The 16,613-nt window shown below is 63.6% G+C and carries 14 protein-coding genes; 3 read left to right on the top strand and 11 right to left on the bottom strand.

The genetic code is table 11. The features are described from left to right. Positions 1–6 precede the first annotated feature (6 nt). Positions 7–1,014, top strand: a complete 1,008-nt coding sequence (locus ACYU03_RS12475) for an aldo/keto reductase (RefSeq protein ID WP_461891144.1) — start codon at positions 7–9, stop codon at positions 1,012–1,014. On the opposite strand, the gene ACYU03_RS12470 is transcribed toward ACYU03_RS12475, so the two are convergent. From ACYU03_RS12470 to ACYU03_RS12460, 3 genes are all read right to left on the bottom strand, one after another. Continuing rightward, a complete protein-coding gene (locus tag ACYU03_RS12470; protein WP_461891142.1) occupies positions 992–3,250 on the bottom strand; it encodes a PAS domain-containing hybrid sensor histidine kinase/response regulator in 2,259 nt (752 codons plus the stop codon). The two genes, ACYU03_RS12475 and ACYU03_RS12470, sit on opposite strands and share 23 nt — an antisense overlap. Continuing rightward, the gene (gene nosP, locus ACYU03_RS12465) at positions 3,180–4,331 is read right to left on the bottom strand and encodes a nitric oxide-sensing protein NosP (protein ID WP_461891140.1); all 1,152 of its coding nucleotides are present in this window, start codon (positions 4,329–4,331) and stop codon (positions 3,180–3,182) included. The genes ACYU03_RS12470 and nosP overlap by 71 nt, the downstream gene beginning before the upstream one ends. A 178-nt stretch (positions 4,332–4,509) precedes the next feature. Next, complete coding sequence (locus ACYU03_RS12460) at positions 4,510–5,412, bottom strand: LysR substrate-binding domain-containing protein (protein WP_461891138.1); 903 nt, start codon at positions 5,410–5,412, stop codon at positions 4,510–4,512. A gap of 106 nt (positions 5,413–5,518) precedes the next feature. Here ACYU03_RS12460 and ACYU03_RS12455 point away from each other — a divergent pair, with 106 nt between their 5' ends. Further along, entirely contained in the window at positions 5,519–6,094 is a 576-nt protein-coding gene (locus tag ACYU03_RS12455; RefSeq protein ID WP_461891136.1) for a nuclear transport factor 2 family protein, read from the top strand. Between the two features lie 54 nt (positions 6,095–6,148). Continuing rightward, complete coding sequence (locus ACYU03_RS12450; RefSeq protein WP_461891134.1) at positions 6,149–7,039, top strand: alpha/beta hydrolase; 891 nt, start codon at positions 6,149–6,151, stop codon at positions 7,037–7,039. Between the two features lie 141 nt (positions 7,040–7,180). Here the strand turns inward: ACYU03_RS12450 and ACYU03_RS12445 are convergent, their stop codons facing one another. The 8 genes from ACYU03_RS12445 to ACYU03_RS12410 form a co-directional block, all read right to left on the bottom strand. Further along, positions 7,181–8,533 carry an outer membrane beta-barrel protein gene (locus ACYU03_RS12445; protein ID WP_461891132.1) on the bottom strand — a complete coding sequence of 451 codons (1,353 nt, stop codon included), beginning with the start codon at positions 8,531–8,533 and terminating at the stop codon, positions 7,181–7,183. Between the two features lie 75 nt (positions 8,534–8,608). Next, positions 8,609–8,986 carry a nuclear transport factor 2 family protein gene (locus ACYU03_RS12440; RefSeq protein WP_461891131.1) on the bottom strand — a complete coding sequence of 126 codons (378 nt, stop codon included), beginning with the start codon at positions 8,984–8,986 and terminating at the stop codon, positions 8,609–8,611. Positions 8,987–9,012: 26 nt separating this feature from the next. Next, positions 9,013–9,876 carry a fumarylacetoacetate hydrolase family protein gene (locus tag ACYU03_RS12435; protein WP_461891129.1) on the bottom strand — a complete coding sequence of 288 codons (864 nt, stop codon included), beginning with the start codon at positions 9,874–9,876 and terminating at the stop codon, positions 9,013–9,015. A 10-nt stretch (positions 9,877–9,886) separates the two neighbouring features. After that, complete coding sequence (locus tag ACYU03_RS12430; protein WP_461891127.1) at positions 9,887–10,480, bottom strand: VOC family protein; 594 nt, start codon at positions 10,478–10,480, stop codon at positions 9,887–9,889. A 23-nt stretch (positions 10,481–10,503) separates the two neighbouring features. Then, entirely contained in the window at positions 10,504–11,784 is a 1,281-nt protein-coding gene (gene aceF, locus ACYU03_RS12425) for a dihydrolipoyllysine-residue acetyltransferase (RefSeq protein WP_461891125.1), read from the bottom strand. 12 nt (positions 11,785–11,796) lie between these two features. Then, positions 11,797–14,457 carry an alpha-ketoglutarate dehydrogenase gene (gene mdeB, locus ACYU03_RS12420; RefSeq protein ID WP_461891123.1) on the bottom strand — a complete coding sequence of 887 codons (2,661 nt, stop codon included), beginning with the start codon at positions 14,455–14,457 and terminating at the stop codon, positions 11,797–11,799. Positions 14,458–14,559: 102 nt separating this feature from the next. After that, entirely contained in the window at positions 14,560–15,066 is a 507-nt protein-coding gene (locus ACYU03_RS12415) for a flavin reductase family protein (protein WP_461891121.1), read from the bottom strand. A gap of 16 nt (positions 15,067–15,082) precedes the next feature. Beyond that, on the bottom strand, positions 15,083–16,309 hold the full coding sequence (locus ACYU03_RS12410) for an acyl-CoA dehydrogenase family protein (protein ID WP_461891120.1): 1,227 nt from the start codon (positions 16,307–16,309) through the stop codon (positions 15,083–15,085). Between the last annotated feature and the right edge of the window lie 304 nt (positions 16,310–16,613).

The raw sequence follows: 16,613 nt of genomic DNA, 5'->3' as shown, positions 1-16,613 counted from the left end.
TCGAGCATGATCTACCGTCCTCTGGGCCAGAGCGGCCTTCAGGTTTCCGCCTTGACGCTGGGCAGCATGATGTTCGGCGAACCCACCAGCACCGAAGAGTCACTGCGCATCATCGACAAGGCCTGGGACCAGGGCATCAACTTCATCGACACTGCCGACGTCTACAACGCTGGGCGCTCCGAGGAGATCGTCGGCGAAGCCATCGCCCGCCACCGCCAGGACTGGATCGTCGCCTCCAAAGTCGGCTTCGGCCCGTCCGAGGGCCTGCCCAACCGCGCCGGCCTGTCACGCAAGCACATCTTCAATGCCATCGAGGCGACCCTGACCCGCATGGGCACCGACTACCTCGATATCTATTACCTGCACCGCGAAGACCACAACGTGCCGCTGGAGGTTACCGTTAGCGCCATCGGCGACCTGCTGCGCCAGGGCAAGATCCGCCACTGGGGCGTGTCCAACTTCCGTGGCTGGCGCATCGCCGAGATCTGCAACCTGGCCGAGCGCCTGGGCGTGGACAAGCCGGTGGTCAGCCAGCCGCTGTACAACATCGTCAACCGCCAGGCCGAACCCGAGCAGTTCAGCGCCGCCGCCCATCATGGTCTGGGCATCGTGCCGTTCAGCCCGCTGGCCCGTGGCGTGCTCAGCGGCAAGTACGCGCCGGGTGCCGCGCCAGACGCCAACACTCGGGCCGGGCGCCAGGACAAGCGCATCCTGGAGACCGAATGGCGCCAGGAATCCCTGGCCATCGCCCAGAAGATCCATGCCTATACCGAGGCCAAGGGCGTCGGCATCGTCGAGTTCGCCATTGCCTGGGTGCTCAACAACCGTCTGGTCAGCTCGGCCATCGTCGGCCCGCGCACCGAGGCGCAGTGGGACACCTACAGCGGCGCCCTGGAGGTGAAGATCACCGCCGAGGACGAAGCCTTCATCGATTCGCTGGTCACCCCGGGCCATGCCTCGACGCCGGGCTACAACGATGTCGCTCACTTCGTCAGCGGGCGCCTGCCGCGCTGAGCAGGTGACTGATCGCAGTCTTCAGCTTCATGGGGCGCACCGGTTTGTGCATCAGGGTGTGCCCCAACTCCCGCACCTGCTGTTTGAGTTCGTTACTGTAGTTGGCGGTGATCATCAGCACCGGCACCGCTGACCGGCGCCGGGCATTGATCGCCGCCACGGCTTCGATGCCGGTACGCTGGTGGTCAAGGTGGTAGTCGGCGATCAGCAGGTCGACAGCCGCCCGGCCGACGGCCAGTTGCGCCTGCAAGTCAGCTTCGCTCAAGGCGGAAACCACCAGGCAGCCCCACTGCTCCAACAGACAGCGCATCCCGGCGCAGATCGCCGGATCATTGTCCAGCACCCAGATCCGCACACCTTCCAGGCGTTCCCGTAAAGGCGCTTCCATCGCTGGCATGCTCTTGCGCGGTGCCCGACGACAGCGCGGCACCTCCACGGCGAATACCGACCCCTTGCCCGGCACGGATCGCAGGTGCACCGGGTGGCCAAGGATACCGGCAATCTTCTCCACGATCGCCAGCCCCAGGCCGAGGCCCCGGTCCTGATCCGGACGCTGGGTGTCGCCACGCTTGAACTCCTGGAAGACTTCCGTGCATTTGTCGGCGGCTATGCCCACACCCGTGTCCCAGACCTCGATCCAGACCTTTTGCCCCCGGCGCCGACAGCCCAGCAGCACGCGGCCTTGCGGTGTGTAGCGGATCGCGTTGCTCAGCAGGTTGCGCAGGATCCGGGCAAGTAGCTGGATATCGCTGCGCACACGCAGACGCGTCGACACATAGGCCAGGCGCAATCCCTCGCTGGCTGCCACCTGAGCGAACTCGACCGCCAGGTTGTCGAGCAGGTCGGCCAGGGCAAAACTGCCGACATCGGCTTTGATCACCCCGGCGTCGAGCTTGGAGATATCGACCAGGGTGCCCAGCAGGTTCTCCACGCCATCCAGTGAGTTGCTGACATTGCGCACCAACGCCGGTTGCAGGCCGGGCTCGCGCTGTTCCAGCAAAGCGCTGGTGAACAGCCGCGCGGCATTGAGCGGCTGTAGCAAGTCATGGCTGACCGCGGCGAGGAATTTGGTCTTGGACAAGTTGGCCTGTTCAGCCTCGGCCTTGGCCTCGCGCAGGCGCGCCTCGACCCGGCGTCGTTGGTCGATCTCACGCAGCAGCTGCTGGTTGAGGCTGGTCAACTCGGCAGTGCGCTCGTGCACCCGCGCCTCCAAGTGCTGGTAGGCCTGGTGCAGGGCCTCGGCGTGGGCATAGCGCTCGGTGATGTCGGTGAAGGTGTTGACGAAGCCGCCCGTGGGCAGCGGATGGGTGCGGATCTCCAGCATGCGGCCGTCGAACAGGCGTTGTTCCAACTCATGCAGGCTATTCCCGGCTTCGTCGCGGCTACCGGGTGTCAGCAGGGCCAACTCGCTGTCAGCGATGACCTCGGCGAAGCGCCGCTGGCTGGCGATCGGGGCCAGGCCACTGAGTTCGAGAAAGCGCCGGTTCCACAGCTCCAGTACACCGTCGGTGTTTACCATGGCCAGGCCCTGGGACAGGTTGTCCACGGCCCGTTGCAGCAAATAGGACTTCTGCGCCAACGCCTGTTCGCGGCGGCGGGTTTCCCGTTGCTTGATCCGGGTGATGTCGGTGAACAGCATCACCCGCCCACCATCGCGGGTCGGCCGTTCGCTGACCTGCAGCCAGCGCTCGTTGCGCAGGCGGTACAAGGGTTGCTCGTCCTGGCTGGCGCGGGGCTCTTCGCGCAGCAGGCTGTGCATCAGGCGCTTGACTTCCATCAGGTGCATGCCGCCGACGATGCGCAGGCGGCTGTTGGCCCAGAAGGCCTTGAAGCGCCGGTTGAACAGCACCACCCGCAGATCCGGGTCGAACAGCACGAAGGCATCGGAAATGCTCTCGATGGCGTCGACCAGCCGCTGGTGCGCGGTCTCCGCACGCTGGTGCGCATCGCTAAGCAGCAGGTTGCTGGCCTTGAGCTCGACCAGTACCTGGTTCAAGGCATCGGTGCGCTCGCGCACCTGCTCGGCCAGCACCACCGAATGCTGGAAGGCCGCGAAGGCGTCGTCCGGCCTCGCTGCGCCGGACTCCAGGCGCTCGATCAACGCGGCGTTGATCCGCTTGAGCTTGTGGTTCTCCCGTTGCAGCTGCGCCAGACGCGCTTGGGTATCAGACATCAGGGAGGTTGCGAGGCCGTCCGATGGCAACGCCGGTAAAGGTCTGGTTGATGTGCATGCCATTGAACTGTTCCCCGTAGGTGTTGAACCCCAGTACCCGCTGCTCACGCAGAAAGTCCCCCACCGGCGTCAAGGCGCCCTCGTCCTCCAGCTCCAGACGCCGCAGGAAGCAGTCGCAGCCGATGGTCAGCAGCAACGGTCCGAGCCGTTGGCGCAGTCCTTGGAACAGCGCCTGGAGATCCGGCAGCAACGCCCCGGGGCGCATGGCAGTGAGGACGATGCCGTTCTCCACCGCGCAGTAGAAGCTCAGGCTGTGGTCCTCGTGCACTTGCTGGATGGCCCGCACGTAGTGGTTCTGGTTGATCCGTACCGCCAGTGGATGGGCGGCGAACAGGCGGTGGTCGAGGGCCTCCACCGGAACACCAATCAGTTGCGCGTACTCTTGCGCAGCCGGTTCGGCATTGAGCTCATAGACCCGGCGCAGTTGCCGGTCAGCGCGGGTCACCACCAGTTTTTCCTGGCGTGGACGGATGTGATGGGTGCTGAACACTTCGAAATCCAGCCAGGTGTTGACCAGCAGCACCACCGCCGCGCCGCTGTGAAAGGCACCCTCGAAGTACACATGGGTGCGGTTGAGGTAATTGTCATCCCCGGCCGAGCCACCGAACTGCGGGATATCACCCAGCGCCGCCGCCAGGGCGGCCAGCACCACTTCCTCACGGCTGGACAGACCATCGAACAGGGTCAGGGCGAAGCTGTGGCCCTTGATCGGCGCCAGACTGGCGCTGCGGCATTCGGCAGCCAGGCGCTCGACCAGGGCCTGGGCGTCGAGCAGGCTGAACGGCGGCATGGAGTCGATCAAGGCGGCGGCAATGGAAAACTGGCGCCGGTCGAAACCCAGCGCCGTGATACAGCCGCGACCATAGCCCTGCGGAGTGATCTCCCCAGCGCTAGTGCAGCCAGCCAGGCGCACACCGGCGAAACACGACTCCAGAGCCTGGGCCAAGGCCGGTAAGTCGTACTCGGCAGAACAGAAGAACAGCACGAAACCCAGTTCCGGGTGCAGGAGCTGGTCGGCCAGCTCACGGGCCGCCTGCCCGGCACTGCTGGCCCGCGAAACCGCGCTAACGACGCCTTCGGCCATGACCCACTCCTGAAAGAGGAAGCAATGGCGGCAGTCTAGAAAGCGCAGGCGGCGGGCCGAATGCTACTTGGGTAGCGGATGGGGGTGACATTGGTTGTAGGTTGAACGTAGCGGCCTGCGATTGACAGCAGCAGCGCCAAATCATCACCGCCAGCCAACGACAATCCGATGCCGCACGCTAGCGCGCGTTGCGCCGTTGGGCCACGGCCTGGCGGACGGCCCCGAGGAAGGCGCGCACGGCGCCACTGCTCTCCTTGTGGCGGCTGACCAAAAGCAGATCAGCCTGCGGCTCCGCTTCGTCGAGGCGGCGGTATACGACCCCTGGAATGGACAATTGCACCAGCGGCTCAGGCACCAGGGCTACCCCCATGCCACAGGCCACCAGTGCCAGGACGCTGAGCGTGCTGCCGGTTCGGTGGACCTTGGGCTCTCGGCCCAGGGCCTGACGCAGGCTATCCAAGATGTTCTCATCGGCACCATGGGCGGCATAGACAATCAGCGGCTGCGCGCCAAGCATCGACACCCGCAGCGGCCGGACATCGACCAGCGGGTGAGTGTCGGGCATGGCCATCAACAACGGCCAGGCGCCGATGCTTTCGAAACACAACGAGGCATCGCTGATCTGCCCACCGTGGCTGGGGGCGTAGCCGACGTCCAGCTGGCCAGCTTGGATCGCCTCCACCTGCAGGTGGGGCGCCATTTCGCGCAACACCACATCTGCCGCCGGGTAAGCGGCATGGAACACCCGTACGTCAGCCATCAACCGGCCACTGAACACGGCATTGCCAGCGAAGCCGATGCGCACCGTCCCCATCTCGCCGCGTATCGTGCGCTGCACCATATGCTTGGCATACGCGGCCTGCTCCAAAGTACGTTCGGCCTCGACACGCAGCGCACGACCAGCTTCGGTCAATTCCACCCGACGACTGGTACGCACGAACAGCGGGCCGCCCAGCTCATCTTCAAGGGCCCGTATCTGCATGCTGAGCGCCGACTGCACGATGTGCAGCCGCTGGGCGGCGCGCCCGAAATGGCCCTCCTCGGCAACGGCAAGGAAGTAACGCAGATGACGCAAGTCCATGAGCAGAACCCTTCAGTTTTTATGATCAATCGTTCATATCAATCTATTTGATTTCGCACCACCGTGGAAAGATGCTGAAGCGCTCACTCACAACACAGAGCACCCCATGCACACCTATCTGCAAGACCGCCTGCAAATCACCGACCTCATCACCGGCTGGATTCACCGCGACCTCGGCCAGTGGGATCAACTGGCCGAGCTGTTCCATCCCGACGGTGTGATCGAGATCACCTGGTACGAGGGCCCGTTCACCGGCTTCATCGAAGGCTCGCGGCGCATGGGCGCCTCCGACTTGCGCACCAAGCACCTGATCGGCGTCCCCGTGGTGCAGATGAAAGGCAGCCGCGCCATCGTCGAGACCAATGCCGTGATCGTTGCCGAGAACGTTAGCCTGGGGCTGGGTTGCAGCGTGCACAACCGCTTCTACGACCTGGCGGAAAAGCGCGACGGCGTCTGGAAGCTGCTCAAGCGCCAGAGCGTCTACGACATGGGCGGATTCAGCTTTCCCCGTGGCCCGCAGCCGATCGATGCCGATGAGCTGCAATGCTATCCCCGTGAGTACGCCCCCCTGGCCTATCTGCTGGAAAAGAGCGGCTTCCCCTTGGGGCGAGTGTTCGCAACCCGCGGCAGCGAGCAGGAGCGTTCCATGAAGCAGGCTGCTCAAGCCTGGCTCAACGCCTGACGTGCCTGGCGCGAGTCGGTCGAAAAAACACAACAAAAAGCAGGAGTGAAACCGATGTGCAAGCAAGCCACGCAACAGGACTACGTCGTCCGTGGGCTAGGCATCCCACTGTCCTGTCGCGCACGAATGCCGGAGTCCGAAAGCACGGATCGGTATCCACTGATCATCGCCATCCATGGCGGCATCTACTCTTCGAAGTATTTCGACATAGAGGGTTATTCGCTTCTGGACAAAGCGCATGAGCAACAGTTGCCCATTTTTGCCATCGATCGTCCGGGATATGGCCTTAGCGCGAGCTACGCCGCCAACGCTCCGAGCATCATGAACAATGCAGAGATCCTCGACTCTGCCATTTACGAGCTCTGGCACAGCTACCGGCACAGCGCCTGCGGTGTTGTGCTCATAGGCCACTCAATCGGTGGCGCCATCAGCATTGCTATCGCCGCGCGCCAACCCACCTGGCCGCTCTTGGGCATCGCCATCTCCGGGGTCGGGCTCGACCCTGTGCCAGCGTCCAAGGACAAATGGAACGATATACCTGCGCAACAGGCACTGGTCAGCATTCCAGCGCAAGCGATGGACGGGTTCTTCTTCGGCCCGCCAGGCACCTACGAGCAGGGCGTCATGCCCCAGGCCAGCTACGCAGCCTGTGCTCCCGCCCCGCGCAGTGAGCTGGTCGACATCGGTATGCACTGGCCAAGGCTTGTCAACCGGCTGGCCGCACGGGTCAATGTTCCGGTGCACTATCGGCAGCCTGAGTTCGAGCAACTCTGGCCTGTCGATGACGCAACCTTGAATCTCTTCGCCCAGGCCTTCATCAACTGTCCGGACATGGATGCGGCGATCTTTCGCGACGCTGGCCATTGCATCGACTTCCACCGTGCAGGCGAAGCCTTCCAACTGCAACAACTGGCCTTCGCCAAGCGCTGCGCTGCTCGCACATAGGCCTTGACCACAACGCCTTGGCGGCGACACCTTTTCATCCCCGCAGACGCCGTGCCTCCCCTGGCACGGCGTCGTCCTTTCCCCTCCCCTATGGACAGTCTCCCGCCCTGGCAGAGGCCGCCAGGGCTTCATCCACAGTTGTCAGAAAGAGAAGAGTGCTTCCACCGTCGCTGTCAATTGATCACGACTCCTGCCGTTTCCAAAGGGACGGTCGTGCTCGCGGGCATCGAACCAGTCATAGCGCAGCTCCGGGCGCAAAGAGAGAAACGTGTTGAAGTCGTAGCGAAAGCCGGTAGTGATTGCATTGAAGTTGCCCCGCGAGGTTGTGGTGGGAAACAAGATGAAACCATCCGGGTCGCGGAAGTGCTCACCGCGTACCGAGAACGACAGGTTCGGTCGGGCTTGATAGGTGACCACTGCATTGGCACCCCACCAATGAGCGCCGTCGAAGCCAGGCCCGGTGAGGATATCGATGGTCGAGGGTTTGCCGTCGCCATCCTGGCGGCCGTAGACCAGCTCCGCCCCCATCGACCATCGCTCATCGAAGCGGTGCCATGCATTGAGCGAGTGTTGCTGCCTGAGCTGGCCACTGGGGGAAACCAGTCGCGACATCGGGACTTGAATATCCTTGACGCTTTCGTTCTCCTGATTGCCCACCATGAACTCGTAGTCGATCCAGGTCTGCAAGTTCGCCGTACGCCAGCGCAAGGCACCGAGCAATAGCTTGTCATCATTGTTATCGCGCAAGTTGCTCCAGCCCTGGGCGACGCCCAACTCTACCCCCAACAGCCCCTGCGGCGAGTCGACCAACCGGCTGCCCACCATCACACCGCTGACGGTTGCCAAGTTACTGATGAACGCGTAAGTGCGGCTGGCGAACGGATTGCGGGCAAGACGGATGTTCGGAGGGATCTCATAGCCTTGGGCGGGACCGAAAACCCCCGCCATGATGGTGAACCCTGGGCCGTAAGGCAGGTAGGCAGTCGCCGCCAGGTTAGGCACGGCGAGGAAATTGGCCTTGTCACGCTGCGCCTTTCCGTTGTCCTGCTCATTGATACCCCAAGCCATGTCCCAGCCGTAGGTACGGGCGAACTGGGCGTTGCGGCCATAGACCACCTCGACCGTAAAACCCACGTCAGCGACCTCGGGCTTGGGTCCCGGCAACGGGGTGATTCGTGGGATGAAGGGAGCCTTCAATGGCTTGTCGATGAACAGGTGCAGGCTACCCAGTTCGAAGTTCTCATCAGAAAATCCGGTCACCGGCAAATTGCTCAGGCCATCCTTGCGTTCATCCGAGGTAGAGCGATTGTTGCGTGAGTAACCAACGTCCAGCAGGCCGGCGACCTTGATGCCGTAGTCGCGTTCCACTCCGTCGCCAAACAGGCCTCGGAATAGCGCACCTTCTCCCTGTGGCTTGGCCTCCTCGGCCTGACCGTTGACAATCGCGAAGGCGGCCAACACCGCACCAAGCGTTTTCACCTTGATGTTGCTCATTATCCGATCTCTTATTGTTGTTTTCGTCGATGAGGCCGGCGTCCCTGCCAGTGCGGCCCTTGCGGGCCGCAGTGTTTAGCGGTTGGTAGCGTGGAAGCTCAACTGGCGCCAGCCATCTTGCCAGCGGCGCCAGACCTGGGTGGTGATCACGTCCATCTCCCGTCGCTCGGCGCTGGCGCGCAGTTCGATGGTCTGCAACAGACGGCCAGTAGCCACTGCCAGGTCGCCATAAACCCGTACATCAAGGTCATGGCGTTCGGCACGAAGGAAGGTGATGGCGTTTTCAACCAGCGCCAGGTAAGCCGGCTTGTCGTCGACCGTCCCGGTTGCGTGGACGTGGACTAGGTCGTCGTCGATCAGCGTTTGCAGCGCCGACAGGTCGGCGTTGACCAAAGCGCGGCAACGGGCGTTTTCCAAGTCGATGATTTGTTGTCTGGCGATATCGCGATGCATGGACTTTCCACCTCGTCGGTCAATGTTCATTGGGGTTCGGCGCGGACGCTGTTTTCAATCGCGCCAAGACCATCGATCTCCACCCGTACCCGGTCGCCCTCGCGCAACCAGCGTGGAGGCTTGAAGCCGCCACCGATACCTCCCGGGGTGCCGGTGTAGATCACGTCGCCCGGCTCCAGGGTCATCACCTTCGACAGGTGCTCGACTTGCTGGTAGCAGTCGAAGATCAGCTCGCGAGTGTTGGAGTCCTGGCGCTTCTCACCGTTGACGAAGCAACGGATTCCCAGTTCGTGTGGATTGCCCACTTCGTCTGGGGTGACCAGCCACGGACCGAAGGGCGCGTGGCTGTCGAAGGACTTGCCGAGGACGAACTGCGAGGTGCTCAGTTGCCAGTCGCGCACGCTGACGTCGTTGCCCACGCAATAACCGAAGATCACCCCTGGGGCCTGCTCGCGGGAGACGTGTCGGCAGCGCTTGCCGATGACGAAGACCAACTCCGCCTCATAGTCCAACTGCTGCGACACCCTTGGCAGGTCGATGGGCGCGAAGGGGCCATTGGCAGAAGTGGCCATCTTGGCGAACCACAGCTGATCAGCGGGCATCGGCATGCCCGATTCGGCGACATGGTCGGCATAATTCAGGCCGATGCCCAGGATCTTGCCCGGACGCAACAGCGGCGCCAGCAGCGTCACCTCGTCAAGGTCGAAGTCTGCTGCCTGGATCTGCGCCAGGCGCCGCAACGGTTCCTGCCACATGCTCCATTCATCGATCAGCTTCGCCATGTCCCGTGGCGCTCCGGAAAGATGGTCGGTCACGCGGATGATGCCGTCGCCGACCTGCAGGCCGATGCCTGTCAGGCCGCCCGGTGTCTTGAACGTACAAAGTCTCATGTGTCGGTCCTCATCCTAGAAGCGTACGGGTGCCGGTTGCGGCGGTGCCCAGTTGGCAGAGTTCGATCTCGCTGGCGCCACTGCGCCACAGCGTGACCATGGCGTCCGGGTCGAACTCCAGGCCGATCGGGTCGTTGGCGAACGTTTCGCTGTGGAAGAAGGCCGCGGCATCGGCCGCGTCGCTGAAATTGTCCACCTGCAATTCGATGTCGTTACCCTCCGGGTCGCGGAAGTACAACGAGGTGGTCGGGCCATGGTTGATGCACCAGTACGGGCGAATGCCCTCCTCTTTCAGGCGCAGGTAGGTGCTGAGTAGATCGGCGATGCTGGCGTAGCTGTAGGCGATATGGTGCACGCCGGTGACCTCATCGGACTTCGGCGGCAGGTGCGGCATATTGAAGAAGGCCAGGCGGTGGTGCTCGTCATCGTAGGTGATGAAAGACAGTATCTCGTCCTCAAACACCAGCTTGGCCTGGAACAAGGTGCGGTACCAGTCAACCATGGCCTTGCGGTCGGCGCAGCGGTACACCAGGTGGGCCATCTTGATTGGCGCGATGCGCTCGCAGTCTGCGAGTTCCGTGGGCTTGGCTTGGGTAGCTGTCATCTCGGTTCTCCTTTTTGTTGTAGTCAGATCAGCACCCGGCGAAAGTCGCCGAGCAACGTCACCAGATAAGCGAGGAAGCGCCCTGCCTCGGCACCGTCCACCGCGCGATGGTCCCAGGACAGCGACAGCGGCAACTGCAAGCGTGGCTGGAAGCTGCTGCCGTCCCAGCGGGGTTGCAGCTCGGCGCGGCCGACGCCGAGGATCGCCACCTCGGGCGCATTGATGATCGGGGTGAAATGGCCGCCGCCGATGCCGCCCAGGGACGAGATGGAGAAACAGCCGCCTTGCATCTGTGCCGGCGACAGCTTGCCGGCGCGCGCTTGCTGCGAGAGCTCGGCCATTTCCGCAGCCAGCGCGGCGATGCCCTTGCGGTCGGCATCACGGATCACCGGCACCACCAGGCCATTGGGCGTGTCGGCGGCAAAACCGATGTGGAAGTAATGCTTTTGCACCACCTCGTCGCCTTCCAGGCTCACGTTGAACTGCGGGAAGCGCTGCAGCGCCGCCACACAGGCCTTGATCAAAAACGCCAGCAGGGAGACCTTGGCCTGGCCGTCGCGCGCTTCCTGGTTGAGCTGCACGCGCAGGGCCTCCAGCTCGGTGATATCGGCCTGGCTGTGGTTGGTGACGTGGGGAATCCGCACCCAGTTACGGTGCAGGTTGGCCGCCGAGAGGCGCTTGATGCGCGACAGCGAACGGCGCTCGACCGGGCCGAACTGGCTGAAGTCCACCTCTGGCCAGGGCAGCAGGTTCAACCCTTCACCACTGCTGGCGGTAGCCGTGGGTCGCTCACGCTGGGCCTTGACGAAGGCCAGCACGTCCTCGCGCAGCAATCGGCCGTTGGGGCCGCTGGCCGGCACCTGGTCGAGGTCTACGGCCAGCTCCCGCGCCAACTTGCGCACGGCCGGGCCGGCCAGGGCCAGTTGTGGTTTGCGTACGTTTTCGCTGGCGGCGGCAGGTGCAGCGCTAGGCGCGGCAACTGCGGCAGCGGAGACCACTGGCTCTGGGCTCGTCACGATCGGCGCGGTTTCGGCAGGCGCAGGCGCCGGAGCAGGTGCGGCAGCCCCCTCCCCAGCCAGCTCGATATCGGCGATCACGCTACCGCGCGACACCTTGTCACCCGGCTTGATCAGCACCTGGCGAATGACGCACTGCATGGTGCTGGGCACGTCCATCACCGCCTTGTCGGACTCGAGCACGATCAATGGTTGCTCCAGCGCGACCATGTCACCGGACTTGATCAGCACCTCGACCACCGGCAGGTCCTTGAAGTCACCGATATCCGGAACCTTCAGTTGTTGCATGGCATTAACTCCTCAACGGTTCCAGGGCGCGGCGGCAGCGCCGTCGATGGCATAGCGTTCGCGGGCCTGGGCATGCTTGTCGCGGTCGATGGCGGCCAACGCCGCCAAGACGATGTGCTGACGGTCCACCTCGAAGAAGCGGCGCAACGCCGGGCGCGTGTCGCTACGGCCGAAGCCGTCAGTGCCAAGGGCGGTGTACGGGGCCTGGAGATAGGGTGCGATCAGTTGCGTGTAACCGCGCACATAGTCGCTGGCGGCCACCACCGGGGTGGTGCCGGGCAGGCAGGCTTGGAGGTGGCTGATTCCGCTGACGTCTGCGCCGAACAGTTGTTGGCGCTCGACCTCGCGGGCTTCGCGGGCCAGCTCCGAGAAGCTGGTGACACTCCAGATCTCGCTGGCCACGCCCCACTCCTCGGCGAGTAGCTCTGCAGCCGCTATCACCTCGCGCAGGATCGCCCCGGACCCGAGCAGGCGCACTGCCGGCTGGCCTTCCCCGCGCTGGCCGTACAAGCGCATGCCCTTGATCACGTCGGCGTGCTGCGCAGCTTGCAGCGGTGCCTGCACATAGTTCTCGTTGGTCACCGTCAGGTAATAGAACTCGTCGTGCTGCACTTCGAGCATGCGCCGGCTGCCATGGTCGATGATTACCGCCGCCTCGGCGGCGAAAGCCGGGTCGTATGCACGGCAGTTCGGCACGGTGGAAGCGATCAACTGGCTGGTGCCGTCCTGGTGCTGCAGGCCTTCCCCGGCCAGGGTGGTGCGTCCAGCAGTGGCGCCGATGAGGAAGCCGCGGGCACGCTGGTCGGCGGCGGCCCAGATAAGGTCGCCGATACGCTGGAAACCGAACATCGAGTAGTAGATGTAGAACGGCAGCATGGCTACGCCATTGACGCTGTAGGAGGTGGCCGCCGCGACCCAGGAAGAGATCGCCCCGGCCTCGGTGATACCCTCCTCCAGCAACTGGCCATCGCGTGCTTCCCGGTAATAGAGCATCGCCCCGGCGTCTTCCGGCTCATAGAGCTGGCCGGCCGGCGAATAGATGCCAATCTGCCGAAACAGGTTGGCCATGCCGAAGGTGCGTGCCTCGTCGGCGACTATGGGCACGATGCGCGGCCCTAGCTGCTTGTCCTTGAGCAGGTTGGAGAACAACCGCACCACGGCCGTGGTGGTCGAGCTTTCGCGCTCGTCCGGCTGCAGGGCGAACTGGGCATAGCTGTCCAGCGCGGGCAGCGTCAGCGGCTCGGCCTGGCCGACGCGACGCGGCAGATAACCACCGAGGGCTTCGCGGCGCGCACGCAGGTAGCGCAGTTCGGCGCTGTCCTCGGCTGGCTTGTAGAAGCGCATTTCTTCCAGTGCGGCATCGTCCAGCGGCAAAGCGAATCGATCGCGAAAAGCCTTGAGCGCATCGAGGTCGAGCTTCTTTTGCTGGTGCGAGGTATTGCGCGACTCGCCTGTCTGGCCCATACCGAAACCTTTCTTGGTCTTGGCCAGGATCACTGTCGGCCTTCCCTGGTGCTGCTGTGCGGCCGCGAACGCTGCATGGAGTTTACGGAAGTCGTGGCCACCACGGCGCAAGCCGTCGATCTCTTCGGGACTCATGTGCGAGACCAGGGCCTGAAGCTCCGGGTCCAAGTCGAAGAAGTGCGCGCGGTTGTAGTTGCCGTCATTGGCCCCCAAGGTCTGGTACTGACCGTCGACGGTGTGGGCGAAGCGGCGCAGCAGCACATGGTTGCGGTCGCGGGCGAACAGCGCGTCCCAGTCCGAGCCCCAGATCACCTTGATCACATTCCAACCGGCACCGCTGAACAGCGCTTCCAGCTCCTGGATGATCTGCCCATTACCCCGTACCGGGCCGTCCAGGCGCTGCAGGTTGCAGTTGATCACGAAGGTCAGGTTGTCGAGCTTCTCGCGGGCGGCCAGAGAAAGGGCGGCGAGAGACTCTGGCTCGTCCATCTCGCCGTCGCCGAACACGCCCCAGACATGGCGCTGGGCGGTGTCGGCGATGCCGCGGTGCTCTAGGTAGCGGAGGAAGCGCGCCTGGTAGATGGCGCTGATCGGGCCGATACCCATGGAACCCGTGGGGAACTGCCAGAAGTCCGGCATCAACCAGGGATGCGGATAGGAACACAGGCCACCGCCATCCACCTCCTGGCGGTAGCGTTGCAGTTGGTCCTCCTCCAGGCGCCCTTCAAGGTAGGCGCGAGCGTAGACGCCAGGTGCCGAGTGCGGTTGAAAATACACCAGGTCACCCTTGCCAGCGGCACTGTCGGCGCGGAAGAAGTGATTGAAGCCGACCTCGAAGATTTCCGCCGCCGAGGCGTAGCTGGCGATGTGACCACCCAGCTCGCCATAGGCCTTGTTGGCCCGCGCCACCATGGCCAGGGCATTCCAGCGAATGATCGAGGTGATGCGTTCCTCCATGGCGAGGTCGCCTGGGAAGGCAGGCTGATCGGCCAGGGCAATGCTGTTCTGGTACAACGAATAGGGATGCGCCATCGGGCGTATGCCCAGATGGCTGGCATGTTCGGCCAGGCGCTGCAGGAGGAAGTCGACGCGCTCGCCACCGGCGCTGCGCGCGACAGCCTCCAGCGCATCGAGCCATTCGTGGGTTTCCTGGCGATCGCTGTCCTGCTCGGTACGATCGCTAGGTATTTCGTTGATCTTGGCAGTCATGACATGTTGCTCAATCAGGTTTCACAGGCGCGATCCGCCTCGATGGCACTCCATTACGGAGCCGCCAATGCGTTCGCGCGCTCAGTCAGGTTGTACAGAGGCCTACCAGCCGTCGCGACAGCCGCTCCACTCCACACTCGGCGAGCGGGCATGCACCTGGTGGTAGCGGCCGCTGTAGAACAGCAACGGCTTGCGCTGCTCGCCGATGCGCAGGTGCTCGACCTCGCCGATGTACAGCTGGTGGTCGCCCGCTGGGTGCACGTCCACCGTGCGTGCCACCAGATGGACCAGGCTGCCTTCGAGCAGCGGCGTGTCGCGGTGGAAGCAATACGGCAGCTCCAAGCCCTCCTCCGGGCGCCCACCGAAATGGGCACTCAACGGTCGCTGGGTTTCGGCGAGGAAGTTGACGCCATAGCACACCCCCTCCTTAACCCACTGGTTGAAGCGCGAAGCATTGCGCACCGAGATAAGGATCAAAGGCGGCTCCAGCGATACCGACATGAAGGCGTTGGCGGTCATGCCCGCCGGCTCGCCGTCAGCGACGAACGTCACCACGGTAACGCCGGTGGCGAACTGGCCCATCACCGAACGCAGAAGTTTGGGGTCCATGGCGTTTTCCTCCCGATCAGATCAGTGGCGTGACGGTGTTTTCCACGCCCAGCAGCGCCTTGCCATACAACTCAAGGCCGATCGCCGGCAGCGCCACGGCATGCCGTGCAGCGGTGTTGGAGTCACGCCACCAGCGCTGCATCGGACTGCTCTCGGCGAAGCTGCCGGCGCCATGAGCGGACAGCAAGATGTTGATGGCGTCGGTGATGTGCGAGTTGACCAGGCCAACATCAGCACGGATGCGTGCGCGGGTGACAAGATCGAGCTTGAGGTCGCGCCGGGCGGCTTCGTCGACCTCATCGGCGCAGCGCATGGCCCGTAGCCAAGCGCTGTCGATCTTTAGCGCTGCCTCGGCGATCTGTGTCTGGAACACCACCGAGTCGGTCTGCTTCTCGAACGAGGTGTAGGCAATGGCGCGGCGTGGAGCCTGGTCGATCACATAGTTCAGGGCTGCCCGGCCCAAGCCCAATTGCGCGCCATTGAGGATCAGTGCGGCGAAAGGTACGAACAGCGGCCGGTAGCAGGCCTCGTCCTTGAACGGGGTAGCGTATTCGCCCTCGATGGCCGCCCCCAGGTTCAGCAGTCGATAATCCGGAACGAACACCTCCTCGGCCACGATGCAGTTGCTGCCGGAAGCGCGCATGCCGGCAGTGAACCAAGTGTCATCGATGCGGTAGTCGGCCTTGGGCATCAATGCCAGGTATTGCGCCACCACCGTGCCGCTGGCGTCACGCTCTTCGGCACCGACGACGGCCCAATCCGAATGCAGGCTGCCGGAAGAGGCATACCACTTGCCGGACACCACCAGGCCACCCTCGACCCGCCGGGTGGTCGGCGATGCATTGAAGACCCCCGCCACCCGGGCGTCCGGGTCAGCGCCGAACACATCGTTCTGGGCGCGCTCGTCGAACAGGCCGAGGAACCAGGCGCACACATTGCTCAGCGCCACCACCCATGCAGTACCGCCGCAGCCTTCGGCCAGCGCCGCGGAAACCTCAAGATGCGAGCGCAGCGTGCCTTGGTGCCCACCGAAACGCTTGGGCACCATCAGACGGAACAGGCCGGCATCGCGGATCGCCTGGATATTCTCTTCGACGGCGCGGCGATTCCTTTCCGACTCGACCGCGTTACGGCTCAACAATGGCTGCAGCGCCTCGGCGCGCTTGACCAGTTCCTCCAGGGTGGGGCCTTGCTCGGCCATTGGTAGCACGCTCACGTCGGACACTTTCATCGCTTCTTTCATGGCTTCAACCTTCTTATTTAACAATGACTAAAATGTCATCTATTTATTCTGGGCGAACGGATCCGGCTACCAAGTGCCGAAGCACGATGGACAGGCGGGTTCCTTACGGGCAAGCGGGCTCACTCTGGCGCTTGGCGACGCCAATTGCTCCCCGATTGACCGGAATGACTGCGGGTAGGGTATGTATCAGGTAAGACGGCGCTTGCGGCGCGGGGGTGGAGGAAGAGGACGAGACAGGCGGGGAGTCAAGGCATGACGGATCATTTTTTCGTCTCCTGTTGTTTTTATGACGAAACTGCCGGGC

It is taken from the genome of Pseudomonas sp. X10, assembly GCF_054889225.1.
The sequence above is the reverse complement of the archived record's forward strand: the minus strand, read 5'-3'. Positions and strand labels throughout refer to the sequence as shown.